We start from the raw sequence: 26556 nt of genomic DNA, 5'->3' as shown, positions 1-26556 counted from the left end.
GCTGACGACATCCCGTCGTACGTGACGGAGACACTGCGAAAGCATGCGGCTCAAGCCGATGAGCATGCTGCCTTCCCGGTCCAGAGTATGGAAGCAGTACGCGCGTCGGGGCTGCTCGGCTTCCTGGTGCCGACCGAATACGGCGGTCTGGGAGGGGACTTGCGCGGGCTGGTGCGGACGGCCCAGCAACTGGCCGGGGCCTGCCTGAACACGGCGACCATATGGGCGATGCACTGCCAGCAGACGGACGCTATTGTGCGCTTCGGCAGGCGCGAACTCCAGGAAGACGTACTTCCCTCGATAGCACGCGGGGACACTTATCTTGCATCGGTCACCACTGAGGCGGTAAAGGGGTGGGAGTTTGTCACGGCCCAGTCACCCGTGGCCCTCGGCCCGGCCGGTCTCCATGTGGACCGCCGGGCACCCGTCGTCTCGGGCGGAGCTCATGCCGACGGCTTTCTGGTGACGCTGCGGGCGTCCGAGGACGCCCCTGTCCACGAAGTGTCCCTGGTGTACGTAGGGCGCAAACAGGCGCATATCGAGTCGACCGGAGAATGGAACACCCTGGGCATGCGAGGCATGGAGAATGTCTCGCTCAGATTGACGGGAACCGTACCAGAAAGCAATCTGATCGGCGGGCCGGGCGGCTTCCGCCGAGTAGCGGCCGACAGCGCAATCCCGCTTGCTCATCTGGGTCTGTCCGCGTGTTGGCTGGGTGCGGCCCGACATGCCTTCGCCGAACTTGTCCGCCATCTCCGTCGCCCTCGCCGTGACAGCGGCCCCGAACTCACCTCAGATCTGGTGAGGGAGCGCCTTGCCAGAATTCGCCTTGACCTTGAACTCGTCCACGGGTATCTCCAACGGGTGACCGAAGAGGTGGCCGACGTTCGTGACGGAAAACGTGACCTGCGTGGCGAGGTACTGCAGATCCACTTGAACTCGTTGAAACTTGCCGCCTCGGACCTCTCATTTCGTGCAGTGGACCGGATGGTCGAGTTGGCCGGGATGTCCACGGGATATTCGGCGAGTAGTCCGATTCCACTTGAACGGTGCCTGAGGGATCTGCGGTCGGCGAGTCTCAACTATTCCAACGACCGGTTGTGGACGGCAAACGGAGCGCTGACACTGTGGGACCGTTCGGTAAGTCTTGCCTGATCAAGTGGGTGATCTGCGTGCAGGGTCGAACGGGTCGGTGGGCGATTTGAGGCGGCGACCAGCGCCCGCCGAGTGCGGAATGGGGAGAGCGTGACCAAGGAGCAGTCTGGACTGTCTGATGCGGTCGTTGAGCCTCGCCTGGAGGACTTGGTACGGCAGAGTGCGCACCGCGCTCCGGATCGCGAGGCCTTGCGGATCGGTGCTCATCGTGTGTCTTACCGGGAGTTGATTTCTACGGCTGATCGCTGGGCCAGTGTCCTGCGGTCAGCTCATTCTGCGGGTGAGCCTCGACGCATCGCCGTCCTTGCTGACAGGACGTTCACCGGATATGTGGGGATTCTGGCGTGCATGTGCGCTGGTGCGGCGGTATATCCAATCGCGCCCGACCTCCCGGTGGCCCGACTCTCCGAGCTGTTGCGAGACCACCCGATGGACGCTCTGCTGACGGACACGGTGTGCGCCGCAAAGGTGAAGGAGCTGTCCGAGAACGACATCGACGCTCTCCCGACGGTCTTCGCACCTGAGGTAAGCGATTCTGTGTGGAGCGATTCGGACGTGACGCTCCTCGCCAAGGTCGACGCCACTGATCTCCCTGCACGTCAGAACGCCGGCGATGTCGCATACGTACTTTTCACGTCGGGCTCGACTGGGCGTCCCAAAGGCGTACCTATCAGGCATGCGAATGCCTGTCACTTCATTGCCGGCGTCATGTCACGCTATGAGTTCACGGAGAAAGACGTCTTCAGCCAGACCTTCGGCCTGACTTTCGACCTGGCCTTCTTTGACCTGTTCGCTGCATGGGCCAGCGGCGGCACCGTGGTACACACCCATCCGGCGGCGCTGGCTCGTTTGCCGCAATTCGTAGAACGCGAGGGGATCACCGTCTGGTTCTCCGTACCTGGAACGGTCTCTGCGCTCCGGCGCTCCGGCGGACTGCCGGAGGGATCCTTGCCTTCGCTGAGGTGGAGCCTGTTCTGTGGTGAAGCGCTGCTTCACCAGGATGCAGCCGCCTGGCAGATGGCCGCAGCGAACGCGACCCTGGAAAACCTTTACGGCCCCACAGAGCTCACCATTGCCTGCACCGCTTACCGTTGGGCACCGTCGAATCCCGTTGCCGCAGCGCATGGCGTCGTGCCCATCGGAGAATTATTTCCTGGCCATGATGCCGTGCTCCTCGACGAGACCGGCGAACTGGATCCCCACGAGGGGGAGCTGTGCGTCACTGGTCCGCAGATGTTCTCGGGCTACCTACAAGCAGAGGATGACGTGGGACGTTTCCTCCGCAGGGACGGCCGCTGCTGGTATCGCACCGGCGATCTCGTACGCCGAAGCGGCGGGGCAGGCTTCCTCTATCTGGGCAGAACAGACCACCAGATCAAGGTCCGGGGCTACCGCATCGAACCAGGTGAGATCGAACAGCGCCTTCGCGTCGTGCCAGGTGTCGAGGAGGCTGTGGTGCTTGCAGTGGGGGCGGCGGCCGACCGCCGTCTGGTTGCCTTCTGCGGTGGTAACGCATTGGACGCCCCTCAGATCGACAAACGGCTCCGTGAAGAACTACCGCCGTACCTGATCCCTAGCCAGTACATATTGCTCAGCCAACTACCCGTGACCGATCGGGGAAAGGTCGACCGTCGGGCGCTTGTGGCCATGGCCCTGGCGTAGCAAGAAAGAGCTTCAGAGAATGCGGGGCGTCACCTTGTCGCAACTGTTGAGGCGCGCTCGGACCGGGCGACCACCGACCAGGTCGGCGCACCGTGACGGGTGCTCCCCTTCACGAGTACGTGATCTCCCGACGGGACAGATGTGTTGGGGCACGTCGATGCTGTGCGCTGTCCGGCGGACCTGGCGGGACAGCGCACAGTCATGAGGTGGGTCCGGGCTATCCCCGTGCCACCGCGATCGAGCCCTTGAGCCGTTCCCCCGCCTCGAAGACCATGTAGGGCACTCCGCCGTCGGTGCCGAACGCCGGCGCCGCCGCCCTGCCGTTCTCGGGTGCCCCCGAGTGAGAGTTGTAGAAGACGCCCAGATGGCGGCGGAGCGAGAAGTCCGCGCCCACCTCGGTGATCATGATGTCGCCGCCGCTCTCCTTGTCCTTGTTGTAGACCACGTACGCGGAACCGTTGCGCGTGAGCAGGTGGGGTCCGCCGACGTTCACCGCGCCGACGTCCGAGTGGCGCACCAGCGGGGTCTGGTCGAAGGTCCAGTTCCGACCGTCGGCGGACCAACCCCAACAGATGTCACGGTGGTTGGTGGTGTTGTTGAGCATGAACAGCATCACGTACCGGGCTCCGCGCGACGGCAGGTCGTGCCGGAAGACCCTGGCGTACGACGTCTCCTTGGTGCCCGACGGCATCATCGACGTGGACAGGACGACCTTGTCGTACGTGAAGTGGACGCCGTCCCGGGAACGGGCGAGCCGTGTCGTGGTGTTCTCGCCATGGAAGTACAGCCAGAACTCCTTGACGTCCTCCTTCCACAGCACATGCGGCGAGGAGACGTGAGTGACCGAGTAGTGCGGGTCCCACTTGTTCGACACGATCGGATTCGCCGGGTACTCCGTGAACGGGCCCTCCAGCGAGTCCCCGTAGGCGAGGCAGATGCCGCCGGGCGCGTCGTGGGGCGCGTAGTAGAGGTAGTAACGGCCGAGCGGCGACGTCAACTTGTCGTAGACGCCGCGCACGGTCGGGAAGATGATCTCGCCTGTCGGGTTGTACTTCAGCTGCGACGGCTTCAGCAGGGTCCGTACGTAGGTGTAGTTCGGGAAGCCTCCGGGCGCGGCCGACGCGGACTGTGTCGACAGGCTGCCCAGGGTGAGCGCGGCACCGGTGGCGGCGGTCGCGCGCAGGAACATACGACGGTCCGGGCCGGACTGCGGCTCTTGCATGATCGGCTCCTGAAGTTGGTTGCTCTCGGAAGGACGTCACAGTTGGGTCGCGGCGGTGACGCACAGGCCCCCGAGCGCCACGGCCCACACGTACGGCAGCGTCCGCACCATCACCTGTTGCGGTGAGACGCCCGCGTACTGGGCGCTCCACACCGTCTGGGTGCTGGTCGGGTCGGCGACGCCGAAGACCTGGTTGTACGAGGTGGCCATACCGAGGACGGCGGTGGCCGGGTAGATACCGGTGGCGATGAGGACGCCCGCGATGCCGGCGCCGAGGCCGAACACGTTCAGCGGGCCGCGGTACAGGCACAGCGGCACCAGGAGCGTGAAGACCATTACGAACAGCACCGTGTTCTGCGGGCTGACCGCCTTGACCAGCGGTTCCAGTGCGTCGACGGCGCCGGGCAGCTTCACCGCGGCGAGCAGGATGCCGATCGCCACGAACAGCGTGAGCGGAGCCGCCGCCACCTCGAAGCCGCGGTACAGAGTGCGCAGCAGGCGGCGGTTCATCTCGCGCGGCCGCGTGGTCGTCACCAGCGCGTACAACACCCCCGCCAGCAGTGAGGGGATGATGGCCAGTTCGAAGCCGAGGGCCAGGACGAGTGGCACCACCGGCGTGAGGAGCGCGTACCACGGCGCGTCCCCGAGCTGCTGTCGGCGGCTGCGTGGCTTCGACTCTCCGCGCACCGAGGTGAGCGACCACGTGTGCTCCACGCCCCGCCGCCGCGACTCCACCAGGACGTACGCGACCGCCGCCACCAGCGCGAACGGGAACAGCTTCACCATGAAGCCGCGCACGGTGTCCACGGGCAGTTCCAGCGCCGTGGAGAAGAACTGCCAGATCGGCAGCTCGAACGGGATACCCACCGCGATGCCCATCAGGATCGTGCCGGCGGCCGTCACCTTCGGGATGCCCACCGCGATCATGGCCGGGATCCCGATGAGCCCGGCGAGCATCGCCGCGGGCGCGGACCCCGTCACCGTGCCCACGAGGGCCGACACCGCGAGGACACCGAGCGCCACGAACGTCGGCCGGTCGCCGCCGAATTCGACGATCTTGCGGACCAGGGTGCCCGCGATGCCGGTCTCTTCCAGGAGCTTGCCGAGCCACGAACCGATCAGGATCGCGATCATCGTGGCCGCCAGCGCGGTCGCGCCCTCCTGGAGCACCGTGTCGAACACGCTGTTCTTTCCGGTCAGCGGCGCGCCCGCGGCGAACGCGATCGCCACGGCGAGCAGCACCAATGCGAACGCGGTGGGCAGCTTGCGGGTGAGCATGGCGGCGACGCCCGCCGCCATGAGGAGCAGAATCACGACACCCATCGATCACTTCTCGCTTTCGGACACCTCTGGTCTTCGGAACATGCGGCGGCCAGCGCCTCGGTGAGCAGCAGGGGGCTGCGGCCCAGGCCGCAGGCGGCGCGGGCGTAGGCGTGTGCGGCGAGTTCGTCGGCGCCCGCGACGTGCGCGTACAGCCGGCGGCGCCCGAGCCGCAGCGCGGTGTGACCGAGCGCCCGCTTGAACTCGGCCCGGACGTGCGCGTGATGGAGCCAGGCATGCGCCTGCTCGTGGGCGAGGGCCGCGGCCAGCACCGACCCCGCGGGGAACCAGTGTCGCCAGCCGCGCTCGACGATGAGCCGTTCGGCGCGGTCGACCGTGTCGACGTACACCTCGACCACCGGCGGCCGCGACCGGTACCGGGCCAGCAGCCCGGCGGCGAGCCCGCCGTCCCGCTCGACCACTTCGACCGGCGCCGGTTCGGGGGCCATGCGGCGTCCGAACTCCTCGGCCGCCTCGGCCCATCGGCGCAGAACCAGGGGGTCGCGACCCTCGTGCGTGGGCGTCCCCGCGAGAAGCCGCACGGCCAGGTCCAGGTCGTGGTCGTGGTCGCCGCTCATGCGCGGGACTCCACGACCACGACCACCGGCTCGTCGGCCGCGCGCGCACGCAACTCGCTGCGGGCCAGCGCGAGCAGGGCCCCGGGTTCGAGCACACCGGACAGATCCGCGATCCGGCCGCCCACCAGCAGGCGCACAGCGGGCGCCCGCACCCCGCCGTCGCCGTACGAGGTGGCGTCCCGCACCAGCGAGGCGAGCGCCTCGCCGGCCGCGCCCACGGTCGTCGTGTGCACTCGCGCGTCGGACACCCCGAGCCGCACCACCCCGTCCGCATCCACGACCCGCACCGGCCGCCGCGATGCCCGCAGCCGGCGCCGCACCTCCGTGCCGTACACCGTGTACGCGTCCGTGCCGGCCAGGATCTCCACTTGCGTCTCCTGCGCCTTGAGGCTGACGGCGGCCGTGCGCAGCCGCTCGGCGTCATCGGCGCGGTGCGCCCGGTCCTGTGTGCGCAGTTCGGTCGCGCCGGTGGCGACGGCCCGTACGGTGCTGGTCTGCGGGTCGACCGTCACCTCGACCTCGACGCCGTCGGCCGCGGCGCCCTGCGCGACGACCGCGCGCTCGGCCTCGGCACGCACGGCGAGGATCTGCTCCTGGGTGGCGCCGGGGATGATCCGCTCGACTTGCTCGCGGACCAGCGCGAGCGCCACGCCGATCGGGCTGATGACCTCATTGTGGCGGGCGATGCGTCCTTCCAGACCGGCTGCCCGGGCCAGGTGCGGGGTCACGGCCGCCGCTCCGCCGCCCCCGCCCACCAGGACGGCGGTCTCCCGGTCGAGCCGGTAGTCGCGGATCATCGCGTCCACGACCGTCCTCACCGATGCGGTCCCCGTGTCCAGCACGGCCCGCGCCGCGCCCGCCACGTCCATGCCGAGCATGGCGGCCGGCTGGGCGAGCGCCGCCCGCGCCACCTCCGGGTCGCAGCGCGCGAAGTCGCCCTCGGGGACCCGGCCGAGCGCGTTCGCCGCGCACGTCATCGTCACGGCGAACCGGCCGCCCGCCGCGTCCAGGACCATATAGTCGTCGGGGTCGCCGTCCATCGGCCGCACCGTGGTGACCTTCGCGTCCCGCAACTCGTCGAGCGAGGCGAAACAGGCATAGGGAAGCCCGGCGATATGCGCGCTGCGTGGACCGACGCCCGTGACCTTCCCGCCAAAGACACGCACCATCGACCCGCCACCGACGCCGACGGTGCGCACATCCAGGGCGCTCAGGTACGACGCCTTGCCGAGGATCGTCGCGTGCCGCACCGCCACCTTGCCACGTCGCACCACGCTGATGTCCGTCGACGTGCCACCCGTCTCCAGGAACACTCCCTCGCTGATCCGCTCCTGCATCAGCGAGCCCGCCACACCCGCCGCCGGCCCTGACAGGACCGTCAGCAGCGGGCGGCGCCGCATCTCCTCCAGCGACATGACACCGCCGTCGCACCGCATCACCATCAGCGGTGCCGCGACCCCGGCCTTCGTGATGGAGGAGTCGACGAGATCGGCCGTGGCCAGCATGCGCGGCAGGATCGCCGCGTTCACCACGGCGGTACGGGTCCGCTTGTGCAGCCCGTACAGTGACGTGATCTCGTGTGCCGCCGCGACCGGCAGCCCCGTGGGCCGCGCCGCGTCGAGCACGGCCTGTTCCCCTTCGGGCCGGTCCACCCCGAACGGCTCGGTGGCGACGAGGACCTGAGCACCCTGCTCCTGTACGCGGGTCACGGCGGCCCGCACCGCATCGCTGTCGGACGGGTCCGCCACATGCTCGTACACCAGCGGAAGCCGCTTGCCCGGGGCGAGTTCGAGCTTCCCGAACGCGGCGAGGCGCCGGGTGAGCACGGCACCCGCCCCCGTGCCTATCCCGATGAGCCCGACCTTCGCCACATCGCCTTCCAGGAGCGCGTTCGTGGCCTGGGTCGTGCCGTGTGCCAGGAAGGTGACCTCGGCCGGAGTGCGCCCGACCTGTTCGAGGAGATGGTCGAGCGCCTGGACGATGCCGTGCGCGACACCGTCCTCATGGTGGTGGCTGGTGGGCACTTTCACCTGGCCCACCAGTTCGAGTGTTGCGGCATCGACGGCCACGGCATCCGTGAACGTGCCGCCCACGTCGATACCCACGCGGACGCGACGGTCAGGGGGCATGTCAGGCACCTCCTTGTGCGTTGACGTACGTATGGCCCTGAAGGCGGCCGGTGTTGCTGAACGGGGCCGGTCAGTAACCGCGGACGTCGGGCCAGCGCCTTTGCACGCCCGCCCGGTCCAGCACCCGCCCGAACTCCACGAACCGCTTGTCCTCCGCCTGCACCTGGTGCGGCTCCACGCCCTCGGCCAGGCAGTGCGCGGCAAGCGCGCCCGCGACCTCGCCGACGTTCCATTCCACGGGGTGCAGGCGGTAGCAGCCGTTGGTGATGTGCGTCGTGCCGATGTTCTTGCCGGCGGGCAGCAGGTTCCGCACCCGTCGCGGCACCAACGCGCCCAGAGGAATCTCGAACGGCACCGACCCGATGTCGATGTAGGTGTCGCCGCCGGTCGAGGGGTGCAGATCGATGCGGTAGCCCCCGACGCCGACCGAGTCCCGGTAATGCTTGGTGCCGTACGGTCCCACGACGTCGATGGCGACGTCCTGCTCGACGACGGTCGTCACCGCCTTGATGCGCCGCGACTCGCGTACGTAGGCCGCCTTGGCGAGTCCATCCGCCGTGCCCGTCACATCGGGGCGGATGCGCAGCCCGGGGAACCCGGTGCCGCCGTCCGCCCGCGGCGCCTCGCTCTGCAGCCAGTACAGGACGGACAGCGACAACTGCCTTGCCTCGCACAGTGCTTCGGCCTGCCGGCCGATGTAGGGCTTCAACCAGTAGTCGTTCAACGGCCAGTTGACCAGCGTGATGTCCGAGTCGAAGGCCCCGGGCCGATGCAGCTTGCGTGCCAGGATCCGGCGGAACCCCCACAGCTCCTTGTCCCCGGCGTCCGCGCTCTGGTCCGCGCTGACGGCCAGTGGGTCCAGTTCGGGGTTGGGCACGAACGAGCGAGGGACAGGCTCCAGGGTCCGCGGATCGGGAGCCTCGAACCCGAGCAGCGGCCCCGGCCAGAAGTCGGGGCGGTACGCGCGCCAGAAGTCATAAGTCCCGGGCCGGTCGATCGTGTGGTCCTCGCCCTCGTGGTGCGAGAGCGCGAAGCACACCGTGATGCCTTGTTGGTTGTCGGGCCGCGCTTGGGTGGGGGCGTGCGGCTCTTCGAACTCGGCATGCGCCTCGGCCCCGCTCGCGTGCTCCACACCGGACAGCTCGAGCAGCTCACCGGTCTCGGTGGCGTCGATGACGTAGGGTGCGGCGAAGGTGCGCAAGGTGCCGCTGCGCAGGTCCCGTACGGTGACGGCCGTGACGGCATCGTTGTCGTGCTCGGCGGAGACGGCCCGGTGCTCGGTCAGGACGGTCAGCGACCCGGAGGCCCGGTGCGGCGCGAGCATGGCCTCCAGGACCGCGAGCGCGACGCGCGGCTCGTGGCACAGTTTGCTGACGCGCCCGGCGCCCGGGTTGAGCTCTGTGAGCCCGAGCGCTTCGCCCCGCAGCGGATACCACTGCCGGTAGTAGGCCCGGATGCCTTCGCGCAAGGCCCGGTACGTCGCCGTCGTGCCGAACTGTTCCACCCACGGGTGCTCGTCCGGCGGCACGGCCTGCGCCGTCAACTGTCCGCCGATCCAGTCGGTCTCCTCGGTCATCACGACGCGTCGGCCCGCTCGGCAGGCGGCGAGTGCGGCGGCGACCCCGCCGAGGCCGCCACCGACGATCAGGATGTCTGGCTGGGGTACCACAGGGCTCCTTGTGATCGCGCCTGAACTTCGTTCTTCCGTTGCCCTGGAGCCGGTCGCTACCGTGGCTGGATGGGCGGGCCCGCTGTCTCTCCGGCGCGGAACTCGCAGGCCACCAACGGCTCCCGTGCCTCCTCGCCCGCCACGAGCGCGGCGAGCAGCCGGACGGCCGCGGCGCCGAGCCGGTGCCGGGGGATGTCGAACCCCATCGGCACGGGCCGGGCAGCGAGGTCGGCGGGCGGGCTCCCGAGCAGCCCCAGCGAGACATCGCCCGGACAGGTGAGTCCGGCCTCCCGGACGGCGCCGGTCAGCGCCCGCCACGCCGCCCCCGTGTCCGTCTCCTCGGCCACGAACGCGGTCACCCCGTCCGCGACCAGGGCCCGCACCCGCTGCGCCGTCAGCTCACGCGCCGGATCGGTGCAGCGCAGCACCGCGCCGGGCCCGCCTGCGATGCCCGCAGCCGCCAGGCCGTCCAGGAAACCCCGCTGACGGTCCGTGGACGGGGGCGCGTCGTCGTCCTCCCGTACGAGCGTGATCCGTCGGTGTCCCGACTCCGCCAGATGAACGACGACTTCACGGCTGGCGCTGACATAGTCGGCGCCGACCCAGGCCAGCCCTTCCAGTTCCTCGCGGCGGCCCAGATGCACCACCGGAAACCCGTCGGCGACGAGCCGCTTCAGTTCGGCGCGCGGCACGTGCCGGCCGAGGAAGAGGCACCCGTCGGCCAGCCGGACCCGGCTCAGCGCCTCCGGTTCGACGGCGCCCGCGCCACCGGTGCTCGACCCCGTGAACAGCACCAGGTCGTAGCCCTGGGCGGCCGCCTCCTGCTCCACACCCACCAGGAACGGGTAGTACGAGTGCTGTACGTCTGTCGGGAAAGTGGCGGTGAAGCTGAAGACGCCGAGCAGGTTGTTGCGGGCCGCCGCCAGCCGCCGGGCCGCCGGGTCCGGCACATAGCCGAGACTGCGGGCCGCGTCGAGGACGCGCTGACGGGTCTCCTCGGAGATCGCCGCCGCTTTGCCGTCGCCGCGCGCCGACAGGACCAATGACACCGTCGCCTGGGACACTCCGGCGAGCCCGGCCACCTCGGCCTGCCGCGGCCGTGACGTACGGCTCGCGGACGCCGGGTTCCGTCCCGGTTTCGCCCGCTTCTTCGGCTGATCCACCCCTGACGTCCCCTCGCTCACCGCTCCGTTAATGCGCATTACTAATGCGCATGAACGCACTCTGGCGTGACCCTCACTCCCCGTCAAGAGCCAGAAGCGGAGCCATTCCCGCGGGACGCGAGCCCCTGTGCCGCTCGACTCGGCAGTGGCGTGTTTGCCGTCGGCATGCGGGAGCAGTGGCCGCACCCTGCGGACGCAGTGGTGAGCCGTCAGGGCGGCAGAAGACCAGAAGCCCTCCAGTGGCGTGCCCTCCGGCTGGCCTTGGTCTGGGGTGGCCGAGGATTGCCGGTGGAACAGTCAGCAGCTTCCGGGGCACCTTGTAGATGGGGAAACCCATGACTGGCGGGTTGACGGTGGCGAGTTGCGCCGTTAACTTGCCCATGACCCGGCATATTGGACACTGGTCGATTTTCGAACCTCCTTTGTTGTGGGTGCACTCCCCAGGGCAGCTCTTCCGTCTGGTCCCGCCATGAAGGAAATTCGCGGAAATTGCGTAATGAGATCGCTCCCAAGTTCGGAACGGCATCGACACAAAAGAAGAAACAGCATCCATGGCAGGACATCCAGGAGGCGAGGAATGCATGATGTTACATCGGAATGACTCTGCGTCCAGGGGACCGGATTTCCCAAGTCGGAGGTCTGTTCTGGCGACGATCAGTGCCCTGCCGGTCCTCGTGGCCGCGACGCCGGCCGTGGGAGCATCCGCAGCGGCGGCTGCCAATGTGATCGTCAACCCGTCGGCGGAGCGGCAGACGATCCGGGGCTTCGGTGGCATGAACCACACGGTCTGGATCAACGATCTGACACCGGCCCAGAGGGACACGGCATTCGGCAACGGCGAGGGGCAGCTTGGGTTCTCCGTGCTGAGAATCCCCGTTCACGAGAACCGGGCGGACTGGAGCCGCGAGGTGGCCACGGCGAGGCGTGCGATCGAGCACGGGGCGGCCGTCATCGCGTCGCCGTGGAATCCCCCCGCTCAGATGGTCGAGACCTTCGTCCACGGCAGTCAGTCCAACGCGAAGCGGCTCCGGTACGACATGTATGGCGCTTATGCGCAGCACCTGAACGACTTCTGCAGGTTCATGAAGGACAACGGGGTGAACCTGTACGCTATTTCGGTACAGAACGAGCCCGATTACGCACATGACTGGACGTGGTGGACACCGAACGAGATGATTCGGTTCCTGCGGGAGAACGCCGGTTCGATCAGCACCAAGGTCATCGCGCCGGAGTCCTTCCAGTATGTGAAGAGCTTCTCGGACCCGATTCTCAACGACCCGGCAGCGCTCGCCAACCTGGACATTCTCGGGGCTCACCTCTACGGCACGCCGTACCAGAACTTTCCCTACCCCCTCTTCAAGCAAAAAGGCAGGGGTAAAGAACTCTGGATGACCGAGGTCTACTATCCCAACAGCAGCGATTCGGCGGACCTCTGGCCCCAAGCGCTCGACGTAGGGGAACACATCCACCGTGCCCTGGTGGATGCCGAGTTCCAGGCGTACGTGTGGTGGTACATCCGGCGTAGCTACGGCCCCATGAGGGAAGACGGGCAAATCAGCAAGCGCGGCGCCACCATGGCGCACTTCTCGAAGTTCGTCCGCCCAGGATATGTGCGGATCGATGCGACCTCGAATCCCCAGTCGAACCTTTACGTCTCGGCGTACAAGGGCGGTGACTCCAAGGTGGCCGTCATCGCCATCAACAAGGGGGCCTCGCCGGTGAGTCAGTCGTTCACCCTGGTAAACAACACCTCGTCCAGCGTGTCGTCCTGGTTGACCGACGCAACCAGGAACCTCGCGCCCCGGGGTGCGATTAACGTGTCAAACGGCTCCTTCACGGGCGAACTTCCCGCTCGAAGCGTGACGACCTTCGTGACCGGGTGAGGCAGACCACCGTCATCCGGTGGACCGGGCACTCCCAGGGTGTGAGCGCCGTATCCGGCTCTGTAGTGCCGGAGTGAGCCAGTTCGCGCCGGAGGGTCTTCCTGAGCGGGTGGGGGGGATTGCATGATCGCCGCATTGCGCTGGGCGAGCCGGTGGAGTTCGCTGGGTTGAGTGCAGATGAGGCAGTGGCCGTACTGGAACCCGATCAGGGCGTCGGCGACACCGGTGACCGAGCTGCGGCGGCGCTTGTCCGTGAGCTTCAGTGTCGCCCGGTCCACCGAGACTCCCTGGCATCCCTCCGGCGGCGGTTGCCCGCGCGGTGGCCTTCGCCATCGAGCAGCCCGGCGACGTCGACTCTATTCGACGGTTCGTCGTCGGTAGTGGCTGCGTCGGGGTTGCCGGGGCGGAGTCTGAGGTGCGTCGCATGCGAGGATGCCGACGTGATCGAAATACGCTCGCTGCGCCCCGCTGATCGCGCCGCCTGGGAAGTGTTGGCGCGCGGCTACAAGAATGGCGTGTCGCTCTTGTCTACGGCCACGATCGGGTACGCACCCACGTGGGCGCCGCCTGTACTGCGTTCAGGCCGACGCAGCCGGCACCCATGACGGCCACCGACTGTCCCGCATGGACCTTCGCACCGAAGGCGACGCCTCCGAACCCGGCCTACGGCGCAGCTGACCAACGCTGCCGCCTCGTCACTCACAAGCGACGCCGTGGTCGCCGGGCGCGCCCCGCGTGACCGACGAGCCGACCGACTCGACCACCCCCGCGCCTTCGTGGCCGAGGGCATCCGCGACTGCCGGCAACGCGGCACCGGGTGCCACGGCGCGTCGGGGCGAGTGGGGCGCGCGTCGGTGGTGAGCTGGAGCGCGGGTACCGGTGGCTTCCCGGGAACGGGGCCGAGGTAGTGCGGTGCGCCGTCGATCCGCTTGCGGAGGCGGAGCAGGAGGGTGGCGCAGAGCAGGCCGGTGCCGTCGCCGGTCAGGTCGGCTTCGGCGGGCTGGGGCGGATGATTCATCGGCTGTTCGCAGGCGGGGCGGTGTCGGGGTGGCGGGCCGGTTCCGAGGGCAGGTCCAGGCCGCGGGAGGTGACCGGCCGGGCGCTGCCGTCGGCCAGCCGATAGGACAGGCCCACGACCGCGGTGCGTCCGGAGGCGACCTGGTCGGCCAGTTCCCGGGAGCGGTCCATGATGAAGTCGACGGTGTGCCGGACGTGTGTGGCGATGAAGCCGTCGTCCTCGCTCACGCCGGCGGCGTGAGCGGCCAGCACACTGGGCGTCACACGCTCTATCACGTCTCTTAGGTACCCGCGGGGGGTCGTACCGTCTGCCACGGCGGCGCGGGTCGCTGCGACCGCACCGCAGGCGTCGTGGCCGAGGATCACGACCAGCGGGCAGCCCAGCACGCTCACCCCGTATTCGATGCTGCCCAGGACCTCCGGTCCCGCCGCGTGCCCTGCGGTGCGGACGACGAACAGGTCTCCCAGCCCTTGGTCGAAGATGATCTCGGCGGCCAGCCGGGAGTCGGAGCAGCCGAGCAGCACGGCGAACGGGCGCTGGGCGGAGGCCAGGTCGGCGCGGCGGGCGGCGTCCTGGTTGGGGTGCTGGGGGGTGCCGGCGGCGAAGCGGTGGTTGCCGGCCAGGAGCAGGTCGAAGGCTTCGCGCGGGGTGGAAGGGGCGGCGTCACTCATGGCCGCAGGCTACGACCGGGTCCAGCTCGCCGACGCGCGGGGGTCGGCTTGATACCGGTGCGGTGCGCGTTGCGTCGGCGGAGCTGTCGGCCGCGTTCAGGCAGTGGAACCCGGCGCCGTCACCTCGCGCGGCGGTCGCCCCGGCAAGGGCCGGGGGTGGACGGCTTGCTTCATCACGATGGTCGAGTTGAGGCCGCGGACCCCTGGCAGATGGATGAGCACGGACTCGTAGAGGTGCTGGTAGGACGGCAGGTCGGCGCTGACCACGCGGACCAGGTAGTCCGGTTCGCCGAACAGCCTCTGCGCCTCGACGACCTCGGGGATGTCGGCGAGTGCCGCGTCGAACTCGGTCACCGCATCGGGTCGGCTGAGCGTGGCGAAGAGCAGGACCTCGAACCCGTATCCCAGGGCCGCGGCATCGACGACGGCGCGGTAGCCGCAGATGATCCCGGCCGTCTCCAGTTCACGGACGCGTCGCTGGCACCTGGAGACGCTGAGCCGGACCTTCTCGGCCAGATCGGTGAGCGTGATCCGCCCCTCAGACTGGAGAATGGCAACTATTTTACGATCTGTGGAATCCATGAGCAAGATTCTAAGGAATACAAGCCTTTTCTTGGCAAAATTCACGAACATTTTGCCCGTCGTCATGGCTAGCATCCAGCCATGGCAACCCACACCACCCCCGGTGACCAGGCACGACTGGACGTCGCCGGGAAAACCACGGGATCGGTCTTCGACACCGTCGTGGACCGCAAGAACTTCAACTCCATGAAATGGGCCTACGCCCATCAGCTACTGGCGGCCGACGAGGCCGCGGCCGACCCGCTGCCGATGTGGGTCGCCGATACCGACTTCAAGGCCCCCCAGGCCGTGATCGATGCGCTCCACCAGGCCGTGGACCACGGCGCTTTCGGGTATCCCGGCGGCGCGACCGACAGCTACCTCGATGCCGTGACCGGCTGGCAGGCCCGGCGGTTCGGCTGGGAGGTGCCGCGGGAGTGGGTGCTGCAGACCGCGGGCATCATCACCACGCTCAGACCGCGGTGCAGGCATTCTCCGCGCCGGGCGATTCGGTCCTGATCCAGCCGCCCGTCTACGCGCACTTCCACAACGACGTCCTGCGGGGCGGCCGCCACCTCGCGTTCGCCCCGCTGGAGCGGACCGACGACGGCTACCGGTTCGACGCCCGGACGTTCGAGGCCGCCATCCGGCCCGACACCAAACTGTTCATCCTCAGCCACCCCCACAACCCCACCGGGAACGTCTGGACCGAGGACGAGCTGAGGGCCATGGGAGAGATCTGCGCCCGGCACGGCGTCCTGGTCGTCTCCGACGAGGTCCACCAGGACCTCATCATCAACCCGGACAAGAAGCACATCCCGTTCGCCTCGCTCGGCGGGGAGTTCGCGCGGAACAGCATCACCTGCACGGCCCCCAGCAAGACCTTCAACCTCCCCGGCCTGCAGAGCGCCAACGTCTTCGTCCCCAACCGCAGGCTGCGCGAGGAGCTGGCCCGCCAGTACGAGCGCAACCTGTTCCCGCTGGTCAACGTGGCGGGCATGGTTGCCGCCGAAGCCGTCTACGCGCACGGTGAGCCGTGGCTGGAGGAACTGCTCACCTATCTGCGCGGCAACCACGCGCACTTCGCGCGGGCGGTCCACAGTGCCACCTCGAAGGTGCGCGTGCTGCCGGCCGACTCCCTCTACCTGGCGTGGATGGACTGCCGTGACCTCGGGATGAGTGCCGAGTCCCTGGACAAGTTCATGCTCACCAAGGCGCGCCTGTGGCTGGACAAGGGACAGAAGTTCGGGATCGAGGGCCACGGCTACATGCGGGTGAATCTGGGCTGCCCCCGCTCCACGGTCGACGAAGCCGCACGGCGGCTGATCACGGCCGTCGAGGGTCTGTGAACACAGCGCACCACAGGAGGACACCGCATGACATCCGCCATCGAGATCCGTCTGAAGAAACGTGGCGTGCCGCTGCCGCAGGCGGCCCGGTCTGTCGCGAACTACCTGCCGTACAGGCGGTCGGACAACCTGCTGCGCACTTCCGGGCAGCTGCCGCTGCAGTGCGCCACTCGCATGTGACCGGTCGCGGGCTGCCCGCACGGATTCGCACCGCCGTGCGCGACCAAAGGTGAAGCCGCCCGCCCTGCCGGGCCGACCGCTCTCTCCACGCCCGCGGCTCTCCGGCCCGGAGTGCAGGGCGCCACGGACACCGCGATGAACGTCGTCGTGGCAGTGGGCGCCGGCCTGGCCGGGCCCCTCATGGAATCATGGCCCCGGCGAGGCCCGCTCCGACAAGGTCAACCGCTGGAAGCGCCGGCCCGGGCCATGGCTCGGGTCCCGGCCGCTGCGCCGGGCCTGCCCGGTATGCGCCGCCGACCCCGGGCGCGGGCGGACCCTGGGCTGGCGGCTGCCGCTGATGACTGGCTGCGTCGAGCACGGCTGGAGGAACCGCTGGCCACCCGATCAGTACCACCGATGAGGGCATGGGCCGCATCACCTTCCTGCTGCTGGCCCTCTTCGCCGAGATGGAACGCACCTTCACCGCCGAACGCGCCGCGCACGCCCGCGCTGTCGCCGAAGCCGCAGGCCGCCGCATCGGCCGCCCCGTCGCCCACCCCGCCGACAAGATCGAGTACGCCAGACTCCCCAAGCAGCAGGGCGCCAGCCTCGGGCAGATCGCCGCGAAGACCGGAATCCCCAAGACCTCGCTTCCCGGCTACCTCGCGGAGACAACCTCCGCCGCCGCACCGTCCGGAGACGCACAATGACCCTGGCTCCTGGCGAACACCCCCGCCGTCTGGCGGGTTTCTGGGTAACGGGCGTGTCGCCTTCACGGTCGCGCCATGATCCCCCTTGCGCTGGTTCGCCGGCAGGAGGGACAGGAATGTTGGAAACGGGGGAGGCGCAGCAGCGCGAGACCAGCTTCTCGGGGGCCGTTACCGGTTGGTGCGGCAGCTCGGTGAGGGGCATGGGGCAAGTTTGAACATGAACTCGTGATGTCGGGTGGCGCAAGCCTTGGTTCCCTGCCAACACCGTGGCTGGGTTGGTGGGCGTTGACGCCGGTTGAGGTGGCGCTGGACTGTCGGTGGCTGGTGGCAGGATCACCGGCATGGTTTTCGTACGTACGACTCCGCCGCGGCCTGTTGAGGTGACCGCGGTCTTTCCTGAGCTGGCTCCGTTGGCGCGTCCTGCGATCCGGCTGCATCCCCGCCCGGGATCGCCTTCGGTCAGGGACAGCTCGGTCGGGGGGCCGCTGCTGTGGCCGGCCGAGGAACCGTGGCCGCACTGTGAAGACTCGCACCTGCACGGTGACAGTGGGTTCCGCCAGTCGCCCGCAGAAGTGCGGCTCGACAGGCGCAGGCTGGCCCGGCTGTATAAGGACCCCCATGGTCCCGAGCTCACGACCGAGGAAGAGGCGATCAAGGAACGGAACGCCGAAGCGCGCAGAAAGCGATTCGACGCCAGCCCGCCGTGGCCTGCAGAGTGCCCGGTCCCCATGTTGCCCGTGGCCCAGCTGTATCTGCGGGACGTACCCCTGCTGCGGCCGCCCGGACAGGCCGATCTGCTCCAGGTCCTCTGGTGTCCCTACGACCACGATCCGGATTGGAAGCCCGCGACTGCAGTGTTCTGGCGGTCCGCCGCCTCGGTCGTTGATGTCCTCACCACACCACCGGAACCGTATGAGGCGAACTACCCAGGTTATGTGCCGGAGCCGTGTCTGCTGGCACCAGAAGCAATCACCGAGTACCCCAACAGCCTCGATTTGAGCCCGGAGATGCGGCTGGCGGTGGGGGACTGGAGCAGATGGCAGGCAGCCGGCGTGGGCGTGGACAGCTCGTATGCGGACTATCCGCAGGAGTTCTATGACGGCAATCTGGCTGACGCTCCCGGCTGGAAGGTCGGGGGCTGGCCGCCATGGGGCCGCACCGACCCGTACCGCCGATACTGCACTGTCTGCGACGCTCAGATGGCCCCGCTGCTGACCATCGCGTCCTTCGAATGGGACGGTGGTGAGCTACGCGGCTGGGCGCCGTACGAGGACCAAGCCGCCGCCTACGCCGCCAGTCATCGTGCCGGCCAGTCACCCGCGCAGCCGACGAAGGTGGAAGTAGGCAGCACGGACAACATGCAGCTCTACGTTTGCCCGACCTCTCCCGAGCATCCACACACCGACCTGATCCAATGAACTGTCGGGCCTTCACACACCCTTCCGTGGGGCCTCCCCTGGTGCCGTACTTCCAAGCAGTAGGCCAGGACGGCGACGCGATGAGTGTGCCGTCGGTGATCAAGAGCTGATCGTCAGTCCTGTCTCGATAAGGCAGCCGTCTATGAGGTGGTTGCGGTGCTGGCTGAAGGCGCACTACTGGGCTACGACGGTCCACTCGACGGACTGCTGGGCACGGAAAGCTGGAAGGGACCCCAAGGTGGGAGCATCAGTATTGGGGGTACAAGGACGACATCGACGGATCGCCGGAGCAGATACCCGGGCCGCCTTCAAAAGGATGGCCAACGGCCTCAGCGGCTCCTGCTGACCCCAACAGGGCCGGTATGTCCGGCCTCGGGGATCAACCGAACCGTCGTTGACGCTGAGATTGATCTTGATGGGCTGGTGGCCCCGATCGCCGGGCAGGGATCGGGGCCGTCGACGTTAAGGGCCGGTGGCGTCGTTCTCTTCTCCTCGGCCTCGTCGAGCTCGGGTCGGCGACCGAACGGCCCAAGGTTCGCCGGGCTGTTCAGGGTGCTGATCCATAGCTCGTCGGACGGTGTGAGTCCGGGCGTCCGCGCTTCCGTCCGGCGAAACTGGGGACATGAGCATCAGAAGCGAGCATCCGTCAGCGCCGAACAAATGTATGCAGCGTTGGTCGTCCTGGCGGCTGAGCCGGTGGCGGATCGGATCGACTGGCCGGCGTCGAGCGCTGCCCGCGCGGCGGCGAGTTGGTTGACGGCGAGCTTGCGGGGACGACCAGGCGGCTTGCCCTTGGCCTGGGCGACCTCGCGGGCGTGCGCGGCGCGTTCGCGCATGAACACCCGCTCCATGTGCGCGAACAACGCCAACAAGGCGACGGTGAGTTCGCCCATCGGCGAGTCGTCGGTGGTGTCGATCGGGATCGGGGCCTGCAATTCTTGATCCCAACTCCCTGCTCGCGCACCACCGACGCGGTCGTAGGCTGGAAGACAGTCGATCTCAAGGAGGACATCGGTGTTTCCGGAACAGCGCCCGCGACGGCTTCGGGGTACCCCTGCCCTGCGGCGACTGGTCGCCGAGACCAGCCTGGAGCCGCGTCAGCTGGTGCTGCCGATGTTCGTCAAGGAAGGCGCCGCCGAGCCGACCCCGATCACCTCGATGCCCGGCGTCGTTCAGCACACCCGTGACTCGTTGCGCAAAGCGGTCGTCGAAGCCGTGGAAGCGGGTATCGGTGGCGTGATGCTTTTCGGGATTCCGGTTGAGTACGACGCGGACGGGACCGGCGGCCTCGACCCGGATGGCGTGCTGAACGCGGCGCTGCGCGATGTGCGGGCCGAGGTAGGGGACGGCACGGTGATCATGTCCGACGTGTGCATCGACGAGTTCACCGACCATGGTCACTGCGGGGTGCTCGATGAGCACGGCCAGGTGGACAACGACCGCACGCTGCGGATCTACGGTGAGATGGCCGTGGCTCAGATCGAAGCCGGGGCGCATGTCGTCGGGTCGAGCGGCATGATGGACGGCCAGGTGGCCGCGATCCGTGCCGCGCTGGACCGGGCGGGTCATCCCGAAGCGGCCGTGCTCGCCTACGCGGTCAAGTACGCGTCCGCCTTCTATGGACCGTTCCGCGAGGCGGTCGACTCGCAGCTCATCGGCGACCGCAAGACCTACCAGCAGGATCCGGCCAATGCGCGTGAAGCGTTGCGGGAGGCCAGGCTGGACCTGGACGAGGGCGCCGACATGGTCATGGTGAAGCCAGCCATGGCGTATCTGGACATCGTCCGAGCGGTGAAGGACATCGCGGACGTGCCCGTGGCCGCATACCAGGTCTCCGGCGAGTACGCGATGATCGAGGCCGCGGCGGCCAACGGCTGGATCGACCGGGACCGCGCGGTGCTGGAGACGCTCACCGGGATTCGCCGCGCGGGCGCCGACATCGTGCTCACCTATTGGGCAGTGGAGGCGGCCGGGTGGCTGAACCAGCGCTGAGCTAGGACACCACACCGCAGCCCCCACGGGCGGTCGTCCGGTCCAGGTGGTGGACGCCAACATGTCCGGCGCGATCATGGTGTCGTTGCTGTTCGCCGCGATCGCACTGGCGGTGTACGTGGGCCGCGAAGGTGGCGTTGGCGATCTCGACCGCGATCTGCCGCGCCGCCTCGGGGGGAGGTAGCGGCGGCGGGCGTAGCGGATCTCGTCCTCGGTGTGGCCGTGTTCCCCGGGGGCGACCGCGCGGATGTAGCGGAGGAGAAGGTAGGCGTCGTCGCCGGTGTCTTTGATACGAGTTCTGGGTCGGGTGGGATTCTTGCCGAGCCGTGCGGCGCGTCCGCAGCGCCGGCCCCAGTCCTCCGTGACCACGCCGACGAGTTCCTGCGGGGCTGGCGGGCGAGTTCCTCCAGGGCGGCGCGCATCGCCTCGGTCCAGGAGCGTGTCGGCTCGGCCGTCTTCGGCCAGGCGCTCGCGGAAGTCGGTCAGAACACTGTGGTGGAAGCCGGGCTCGTCCAGCTCCACGGGCCAGGGCGTATGTGGAGTCGATGCGGCAGCGCACGCCCTCGGCGGCCTGCCGGTCGGACAGTTCCATGAGGAACCGCAGAACGCAAACTGTGGCCAGCCGCGCCGGCGATAGGCCCGGCTTGCCGTCCCTCGGACACCACTCGACGAAGTCCTCGTCGCTCCACAGCCCGTCCAGGTGGTCCCGGATGGCCATGGCGGTGGTGCCGTGGGGATTGCTGGCGCGGGTAACACGGGCAGTCAGCTCCGGGATCTCGCGGGCGCGGACTGTGAGGCGACTCGTGGGGGAGTGAGGTGATCGGCGCTTCGGCGTCACGGCGGCGGCCGTTGGCTACGGCTGTGGGGTCACCATCCGTAGAGCGCCGCCGGATTGTCGACGAGGACTTGTCGCAGGTGAGACGGATCGAGTTGCTCGGAGAAGCGGGTCAGTGAGAGACCGTCGTCGACGGGGAGGAACGGCTGGACGCGGTCGGGGTGACGGGTGGCGGGGGAGCCGCCGGTGTGTGGCCAGTCGGAGCCCCACAGGGCCCGGTCGGCGCGGGTGTCGAGGAGGGCCGCCAGGACCGGCCGGAGACCGGTATGGCTTCCGCCGGCGGTGGCGCGGTAGGGCGCTGACAGCTTCACCCACACGCGCCCCGTCTCCAGCAGCCGCCGCGTCCGCGCCAGGGTCTCAGCACCCGTGTCGGCGGCGGGCTTGATGCCGGCGAAGTGGCCGAGCACCACCGGGACAGGGAGGCGGGGGAGGAGGTCGTCGACGGCCATCAGGGCGGCGGCATCGAGGTGTAGGTCCAGGTGCCAGCCGCGGGTGACGATCATCCGGGCCGTGGCGAGGATGCGCTCGCGCGCCCGGTCCAGGTCGTTGGACACGTGCGCGCCGAGGTTGGCACGTCCGCGCACGCCGGCCCGGTCCATCGCGCGCAGTTCCTCCGGATCGGCGCCGGGGCTGATCACCGCGATGCCGCGTGCCGACGCGCCGAGGTGCCCAGGCCGTCCAGGAGACGGGTGTTGTCGGTGGCGTACGGGCTGGGCTGGACCAGGACGGTTCGGCTGAGGCCGAGATGCCGGTGGAGGGCGCGCAGGTCGGCGGGCAGCGCGTCGGGCGGGAGATAGCCGCGGTCGGCCGCGTACGGGTAGCGGCCGGCGGGGCCGAAGACGTGCACATGAGTGTCGCAGGCGTTGTCCGGAAGGGCCGGTCCGGGGCCGTATCGGGTGTCGAGGACCTGGACGGTGCGGGGTTCGGGCGGTGGTGCGGACACGCTCGCTCCTCACGTGAGCTGGGGGGACGGTCGGCGCTGGGCCGCGGTGGGACGGTACTCCCGGCTCTCTTTTGGTACAACACTCTTCCAAAAAACCGAGTGACGTGGTTAATGTATCCGCAGCGGTGACGTGCCGGGGCGCGGCGCGGTCACTGCCCGCTTCGGCGATCACTCGCCATGGACGGTCCGGGACAGCCGCCCCGCTCGTCCGCGACAGACCGCCTCCTCTCCCCTTGAGCCGCCGTAAGGACGCCCTATGTCCGACCTCACAAGTTCCGCGCCATCCACCGAACACGTGCCACCGGGCGCGCGTGCCGCGGACGAGCGGGATTCCGCCGACGCCGCGTCGGACCACCGCACCCCGGGTCTGTGGCACCGGTGCATGGACCTCGACGTCGGCATCGTGCCGCTGCCGGTGTTCGCCGTGCTCGCGGCGCTGATCATCGCCCTCGCCGCCACGCACCACCTCACCGGTGAACTCGCCGTGGTCATCGGGATCATGGCGGTCTTCGCCTTCGCGCCGGCCGAGATCGGCAGGCGGCTTCCCCTACTGCGTGCCATCGGTGGAGCCGCGATCTTCGTGACGCTCGTGCCCTCCTACCTGGCCTATCAAGGGTTGATCCCGGCCGCCGCCGTGGAGTCGATCGGGGGGTTCTTCACCGACACCAAGGTGTTGAGCCTCTTCATCGCCTTCGTGATCGTCGGCAGCATTGAGCATGGACCGCACCGTGCTGATCCGTGGTTTCGCCAGGATCTTCGTGCCGCTCCTGGCGGGCGGCGTGGTCGCGCCGGCGGTCGGGTCCGGCGTGGGTACGGCCACCGGACTCGGCCTCAAGCACACGATCTTCTTCGTCGTCGTACCGATCATGGCCGGGGGTGTCGGCGAGGGCGCGATCCCGCTGACCATCGGCTACGCCGGCGTCCTCGGCGCCACGCAGGGCGAGCTGCTCGCCCGTGTGCTGCCCGCCATCTTCGTCGGCAACCTCACCGCCATCCTGCTCGCCGGGCTGCTGAGCTGCGTGTGCCGCCGTCGTCCCGACCTGACCGGCGACGGGCGCCTGGACGCCGGCGAGGGGCCCGATCTGCCCGAGGCCGCCGAGACCGGCCGGAGTGAGCGCTCGGCGGTGACCGTGCAGCAGGTCGCGGCTGCGGGCATCACCGCCGTCACCCTGTACCTGGCCGGCGTGCTCGCCTTCAGCCTGTTCGACTGGCCGGCCCCGGTGGTCATACTGGTGCTCGCGGTGGTCCTCAAGCTTGCCCACGGAGTCACCCCGCGCCTCCAGCGGGGCTCGCGGTTCGTCTGAGACTTCTGCTTGGCCGCCATGGTCTTCCCGATGCTGTTCACTTTCAGCGCCACACAGACCCCGTGGCAGACCCTGATCAAGGGCTTCTCCCCGGCGCAGCTGGTGACCTGCGTGATGACGGTGTGCGCCCTGGTCGGCACCGGATTCCTCGTCGCCCGCCGGGTCGGACTCCACCCCGCCGAGACCGCCCTCGTCACGGCCACCCACAGCGGCATGGGCGGCGCGGGGGACATCGCCATCCTGACCGCGGCCGACCGGATGCGGCTGATGCCGTTCGCCCAGATCGCCACCCGCATCGGCGGCGGCGTCACCGTGGCCCTGGCCCTCGTGGCCGCCCGCATCGTCGGCCTGTGACCGGTCCGCTCCCGTTCACCCACGCATTCACCCACGCATGAAAGGCACTCCGTGAACATCCTGGTCCTGCCCGGCGACGGCATCGGTCCCGAGATCACCGCGGCCACCCTCGACGTGCTCGGCACCGCCGAGAAGAAGCTCGGCCTGAACCTGACGTACGAGACCCACGACATCGGCTTCGCCTCCCTCGCCGCATCGGGGTCTACCCTGCCGGACGCCGTACTGGAACGCGTCCCGCGGGCCGACGGCGTGCTGCTCGGCCCCGTCTCGCACCTCGACTACCCGCCGCGGGCCGAGGGCGGCATCAACCCCTCGGCCGAACTGCGCACGGCCTTCAAGCTCTACGCCAACATCCGCCCCTGCCGCTCCCACCCCGACCTGAGCATCCTGCGCGACCCGATGGACCTGGTCATCGTCCGGGAGAACACCGAGGGCTTCTACTCGGACCGCAACATGTTCGCGGGCGCCGGCGAGTTCATGCCCGACGAGGACCAGGCGTTCTCGCTGCGCAAGGTCACCGCCAAGGCCAGCAGCCGCGTCGCCCGGACCGCGTTCGAACTGGCCCGCAGCCGCCGCAAGAAGGTCACCGCCGTCCACAAGGCCAATGTGGTCAAGCTGTCGGACGGGCTGTTCCTGCGCGAGGTGCGCAAGGTGGCCGCCGAGTTCCCCGACATCGAACTCGAAGAGCTGATCGTGGACGCCACCGCCGCACTGCTGATCCGCAGCCCGCGGCGGTTCGACGTCATCGTCACCACCAACATGTTCGGCGACATCCTGTCCGACGAGGCGTCCGAGCTGTCCGGCAGCCTTGGCCTCGGCGGTTCCGTCAACGCCTCCGAGACCCTGTGCGTGGCCCAGGCTCAGCACGGATCCGCCCCCGACATCGCCGGCCAGGGCGTCGCCAACCCCACCTCCCTGATTCTGTCCGCCGCGATGCTGCTGGACTGGCGCGGCCGGCGCGACGGCGACGACCGGCTCCAGCGGGCCGCCGCCCTGATCACCGGCGCGGTCGGCACCGTGCTGGACAACCCCGCCACCCGCACCCGCGACATCGGCGGCAACCTCGGCACCGCCGACTTCGCCGCCGAGATCTGCCGCACCCTCGAGCACACCGGAGAGACCTCCTGGTGATCATTTCCAGCAACCCGGCCACCGGCACCCAACTCGCCCGCTACGCCCCGCAGTCGCCCCAGGAGGTCGACGGCATCCTTGACGCGACGGCCTCGGCGCAGGCGGTCTGGCGCCGGCGCGCCATCACCGACCGCACCCCCCTGCTGCGGGAGATGGCACGCGTCCTGCGCGAGGGCAGCGATGGCTACGCCGCACTGATCACCGCCGAGATGGGCAAGCCGATCACCGAGGCGCGCGCGGAGATCGAGAAATGTGCCATGACCTGCGAGTACCACGCCGACCACGCCCCGGCCCAGCTCGCGGACCGGCCCGTGGCCTCCCACGCCGCCGAGAGCGCCGTCGTGTACGACCCGCTGGGCGTGGTCCTCGCGGTGATGCCGTGGAACTACCCCTTCTGGCAGTTCTTCCGGTTCGCCGCCCCTGCCCTGGCCGCGGGCGACGGCACCCTGCTCAAACACGCCAACAACGTGCCGCAGTGCGCCCTCGCCGTCGAGGAGGTCGTCCGCAAGGCGGGCGCCCCCGAGGGTTTGTGCCGGACCCTGCTGATCGAGGTCGACCAGGTGGCCGGGCTCATCGCCGACCCGCGCGTCGCGGCGGTCACCCTCACCGGCTCCACCGAGGTCGGCGCGATCGTCGCCGCCCAGGCCGCGGCCGTACTGAAGAAGCAGGTCCTCGAACTCGGCGGCTCCGATCCGTTCGTCGTCCTCGCCGACGCCGACCTCGCCCAGGCCGCCGCCACCGCGGTCAGGGCCCGGTACATCAACGTCGGCCAGTCCTGCGTCAACGCCAAGCGGTTCATCGTCGAGGAGGCCGTGGCCGACGAGTTCGTGGCGGCGTTCACCGCCGCGGCGGCGGCCCTGAAGGTCGGCGACCCGACCGACCCGGACACCGCCATCGGCCCCATGGCCCGTGCCAACCTCCGCGAGACCCTGCACGACCAGGTCCGGCGTACCCTCGACGCCGGCGCCGTCCTCGCCCTCGGCGGCGAGGTCCCCGACGGTCCGGGCTGCTACTACCCGCCCACCGTCCTCGACCACGTCCGCCCCGGCATGGCCGCCTTCGACGAGGAGACCTTCGGCCCCGTCGCGGCCATCACCCGCGTCGCCGACGCCGACGAGGCGATCGCCCTGGCCAACCAGACCGAGTACGGCCTCGGCGCCGCCCTGTGGACGAGCGACCTCGACCGCGCCCGCCGGCTCACCCGCCTCCTCGACGCCGGCGCCGTCTTCGTCAACGGCATGGTCGCCTCCGACCCGCGCCTGCCCTTCGGCGGCATCAAGAAGTCCGGCTACCCGCCTGAACGCCCCCTCTCATAGCCGCGCACGGAGAA

General features: G+C 69.0%; 21 protein-coding genes and 2 pseudogenes. 13 read left to right on the top strand and 10 right to left on the bottom strand.

The features are described 5' to 3' along the window. Nucleotides 1-21 precede the first annotated feature (21 nt). Nucleotides 22-1155, top strand: a complete 1134-nt coding sequence (locus PV419_RS05790; protein ID WP_319686570.1) for an acyl-CoA dehydrogenase family protein — start codon at nucleotides 22-24, stop codon at nucleotides 1153-1155. Between the two features lie 90 nt (nucleotides 1156-1245). Next, complete coding sequence (locus PV419_RS05785; protein ID WP_319686569.1) at nucleotides 1246-2817, top strand: amino acid adenylation domain-containing protein; 1572 nt, start codon at nucleotides 1246-1248, stop codon at nucleotides 2815-2817. Between the two features lie 217 nt (nucleotides 2818-3034). On the opposite strand, the gene PV419_RS05780 is transcribed toward PV419_RS05785, so the two are convergent. The 6 genes from PV419_RS05780 to PV419_RS05755 form a co-directional block, all read right to left on the bottom strand. After that, the gene (locus tag PV419_RS05780; RefSeq protein ID WP_319686568.1) at nucleotides 3035-4039 is read right to left on the bottom strand and encodes a hypothetical protein; all 1005 of its coding nucleotides are present in this window, start codon (nucleotides 4037-4039) and stop codon (nucleotides 3035-3037) included. A 36-nt stretch (nucleotides 4040-4075) separates the two neighbouring features. Further along, entirely contained in the window at nucleotides 4076-5362 is a 1287-nt protein-coding gene (locus PV419_RS05775; protein ID WP_319686567.1) for a TRAP transporter large permease subunit, read from the bottom strand. Next, nucleotides 5350-5937 carry a hypothetical protein gene (locus PV419_RS05770; RefSeq protein WP_319686566.1) on the bottom strand — a complete coding sequence of 196 codons (588 nt, stop codon included), beginning with the start codon at nucleotides 5935-5937 and terminating at the stop codon, nucleotides 5350-5352. Before PV419_RS05770 ends, PV419_RS05775 begins: the two co-directional genes overlap by 13 nt. After that, nucleotides 5934-8066 (bottom strand): hydantoinase/oxoprolinase family protein, encoded by a 2133-nt coding sequence (locus PV419_RS05765; protein WP_319686565.1) that lies wholly within the window; start codon nucleotides 8064-8066, stop codon nucleotides 5934-5936. Before PV419_RS05765 ends, PV419_RS05770 begins: the two co-directional genes overlap by 4 nt. Nucleotides 8067-8136: 70 nt before the next feature. Continuing rightward, nucleotides 8137-9735 (bottom strand): FAD-dependent oxidoreductase, encoded by a 1599-nt coding sequence (locus tag PV419_RS05760; RefSeq protein WP_319686564.1) that lies wholly within the window; start codon nucleotides 9733-9735, stop codon nucleotides 8137-8139. Nucleotides 9736-9791: 56 nt separating this feature from the next. After that, the gene (locus PV419_RS05755) at nucleotides 9792-10898 is read right to left on the bottom strand and encodes a LacI family DNA-binding transcriptional regulator (protein ID WP_319686563.1); all 1107 of its coding nucleotides are present in this window, start codon (nucleotides 10896-10898) and stop codon (nucleotides 9792-9794) included. A gap of 674 nt (nucleotides 10899-11572) precedes the next feature. On the opposite strand from PV419_RS05755, the gene PV419_RS05750 reads away from it, so the two are divergent. After that, nucleotides 11573-12781, top strand: a complete 1209-nt coding sequence (locus PV419_RS05750) for a glycoside hydrolase family 30 beta sandwich domain-containing protein (protein ID WP_319686562.1) — start codon at nucleotides 11573-11575, stop codon at nucleotides 12779-12781. A gap of 1014 nt (nucleotides 12782-13795) precedes the next feature. Here PV419_RS05750 and PV419_RS05745 read toward each other — a convergent pair. Beyond that, a complete protein-coding gene (locus PV419_RS05745) occupies nucleotides 13796-14470 on the bottom strand; it encodes a carbonic anhydrase (RefSeq protein WP_319686561.1) in 675 nt (224 codons plus the stop codon). Between the two features lie 96 nt (nucleotides 14471-14566). Next, a complete protein-coding gene (locus PV419_RS05740; protein WP_319686560.1) occupies nucleotides 14567-15052 on the bottom strand; it encodes an Lrp/AsnC family transcriptional regulator in 486 nt (161 codons plus the stop codon). A gap of 81 nt (nucleotides 15053-15133) precedes the next feature. Between PV419_RS05740 and PV419_RS05735 the strand changes: the two genes are divergently transcribed. The 5 genes from PV419_RS05735 (at nucleotide 15134) to PV419_RS05715 (ending at nucleotide 18667) form a co-directional block, all read left to right on the top strand. Continuing rightward, the gene (locus PV419_RS05735; protein ID WP_319686559.1) at nucleotides 15134-15550 is read left to right on the top strand and encodes a hypothetical protein; all 417 of its coding nucleotides are present in this window, start codon (nucleotides 15134-15136) and stop codon (nucleotides 15548-15550) included. Then, nucleotides 15514-16380, top strand: coding sequence for a MalY/PatB family protein (locus PV419_RS05730; protein WP_319686558.1), 867 nt, complete (start codon nucleotides 15514-15516; stop codon nucleotides 16378-16380). The genes PV419_RS05735 and PV419_RS05730 overlap by 37 nt, the downstream gene beginning before the upstream one ends. A 27-nt stretch (nucleotides 16381-16407) precedes the next feature. Next, entirely contained in the window at nucleotides 16408-16560 is a 153-nt protein-coding gene (locus PV419_RS05725; RefSeq protein ID WP_319686557.1) for a hypothetical protein, read from the top strand. A gap of 404 nt (nucleotides 16561-16964) precedes the next feature. Next, on the top strand, nucleotides 16965-17249 hold the full coding sequence (locus PV419_RS05720; protein WP_319686556.1) for a hypothetical protein: 285 nt from the start codon (nucleotides 16965-16967) through the stop codon (nucleotides 17247-17249). A 341-nt stretch (nucleotides 17250-17590) separates the two neighbouring features. After that, nucleotides 17591-18667, top strand: a complete 1077-nt coding sequence (locus PV419_RS05715; protein WP_319686555.1) for a hypothetical protein — start codon at nucleotides 17591-17593, stop codon at nucleotides 18665-18667. A 629-nt stretch (nucleotides 18668-19296) separates the two neighbouring features. Here the strand turns inward: PV419_RS05715 and PV419_RS05710 are convergent. Beyond that, nucleotides 19297-19560: a hypothetical protein gene (locus tag PV419_RS05710; protein ID WP_319686554.1), complete on the bottom strand. Its 264-nt coding sequence runs from the start codon at nucleotides 19558-19560 to the stop codon at nucleotides 19297-19299. A gap of 121 nt (nucleotides 19561-19681) precedes the next feature. Between PV419_RS05710 and hemB the strand changes: the two genes are divergently transcribed. Both hemB and PV419_RS05700 read left to right on the top strand, forming a co-directional pair. Next, entirely contained in the window at nucleotides 19682-20659 is a 978-nt protein-coding gene (gene hemB / locus PV419_RS05705; RefSeq protein ID WP_319686553.1) for a porphobilinogen synthase, read from the top strand. Between the two features lie 49 nt (nucleotides 20660-20708). Then, nucleotides 20709-20843, top strand: a complete 135-nt coding sequence (locus PV419_RS05700; protein WP_319686552.1) for a hypothetical protein — start codon at nucleotides 20709-20711, stop codon at nucleotides 20841-20843. 683 nt (nucleotides 20844-21526) lie between these two features. Here PV419_RS05700 and PV419_RS05695 read toward each other — a convergent pair. Next, nucleotides 21527-22341, bottom strand: a pseudogene (locus PV419_RS05695) (amidohydrolase family protein). Between the two features lie 352 nt (nucleotides 22342-22693). Between PV419_RS05695 and PV419_RS05685 the strand changes: the two are divergent. The 3 genes and pseudogenes from PV419_RS05685 (at nucleotide 22694) to PV419_RS05675 (ending at nucleotide 26542) form a co-directional block, all read left to right on the top strand. Beyond that, nucleotides 22694-24095, top strand: a pseudogene (locus PV419_RS05685) (2-hydroxycarboxylate transporter family protein). Nucleotides 24096-24146: 51 nt separating this feature from the next. Continuing rightward, nucleotides 24147-25226, top strand: a complete 1080-nt coding sequence (locus PV419_RS05680) for an isocitrate/isopropylmalate dehydrogenase family protein (RefSeq protein ID WP_319686549.1) — start codon at nucleotides 24147-24149, stop codon at nucleotides 25224-25226. Beyond that, complete coding sequence (locus tag PV419_RS05675) at nucleotides 25223-26542, top strand: aldehyde dehydrogenase family protein (protein WP_319686548.1); 1320 nt, start codon at nucleotides 25223-25225, stop codon at nucleotides 26540-26542. The genes PV419_RS05680 and PV419_RS05675 overlap by 4 nt, the downstream gene beginning before the upstream one ends. Nucleotides 26543-26556: the final 14 nt, after the last annotated feature.

It is taken from the genome of Streptomyces sp. ME19-01-6, from assembly GCF_033793745.1.
In the GTDB taxonomy this organism is placed as follows: Bacteria; Actinomycetota; Actinomycetes; order Streptomycetales; family Streptomycetaceae; genus Streptomyces.
Note: the sequence above shows the minus strand (reverse complement) of the source record. Positions and strands in the feature narration are given on the sequence as shown.

Bases quoted from the DNA above. Each gene is read 5' to 3' on its own strand.
- PV419_RS05780 (WP_319686568.1), bottom strand. From the start codon at position 4,039: ATGCAAGAGCCGCAGTCCGGCCCGGACCGTCGTATGTTCCTGCGCGCG.
- PV419_RS05775 (WP_319686567.1), bottom strand. From the start codon at position 5,362: ATGGGTGTCGTGATTCTGCTCCTCATGGCGGCGGGCGTCGCCGCCATG.
- PV419_RS05770 (WP_319686566.1), bottom strand. From the start codon at position 5,937: ATGAGCGGCGACCACGACCACGACCTGGACCTGGCCGTGCGGCTTCTC.
- PV419_RS05765 (WP_319686565.1), bottom strand. From the start codon at position 8,066: ATGCCCCCTGACCGTCGCGTCCGCGTGGGTATCGACGTGGGCGGCACG.
- PV419_RS05745 (WP_319686561.1), bottom strand. From the start codon at position 14,470: ATGAGTGACGCCGCCCCTTCCACCCCGCGCGAAGCCTTCGACCTGCTC.
- PV419_RS05740 (WP_319686560.1), bottom strand. From the start codon at position 15,052: ATGGATTCCACAGATCGTAAAATAGTTGCCATTCTCCAGTCTGAGGGG.
- PV419_RS05735 (WP_319686559.1), top strand. From the start codon at position 15,134: ATGGCAACCCACACCACCCCCGGTGACCAGGCACGACTGGACGTCGCC.
- PV419_RS05725 (WP_319686557.1), top strand. From the start codon at position 16,408: ATGACATCCGCCATCGAGATCCGTCTGAAGAAACGTGGCGTGCCGCTG.
- PV419_RS05720 (WP_319686556.1), top strand. From the start codon at position 16,965: ATGGGCCGCATCACCTTCCTGCTGCTGGCCCTCTTCGCCGAGATGGAA.
- PV419_RS05715 (WP_319686555.1), top strand. From the start codon at position 17,591: ATGGTTTTCGTACGTACGACTCCGCCGCGGCCTGTTGAGGTGACCGCG.
- PV419_RS05710 (WP_319686554.1), bottom strand. From the start codon at position 19,560: ATGGGCGAACTCACCGTCGCCTTGTTGGCGTTGTTCGCGCACATGGAG.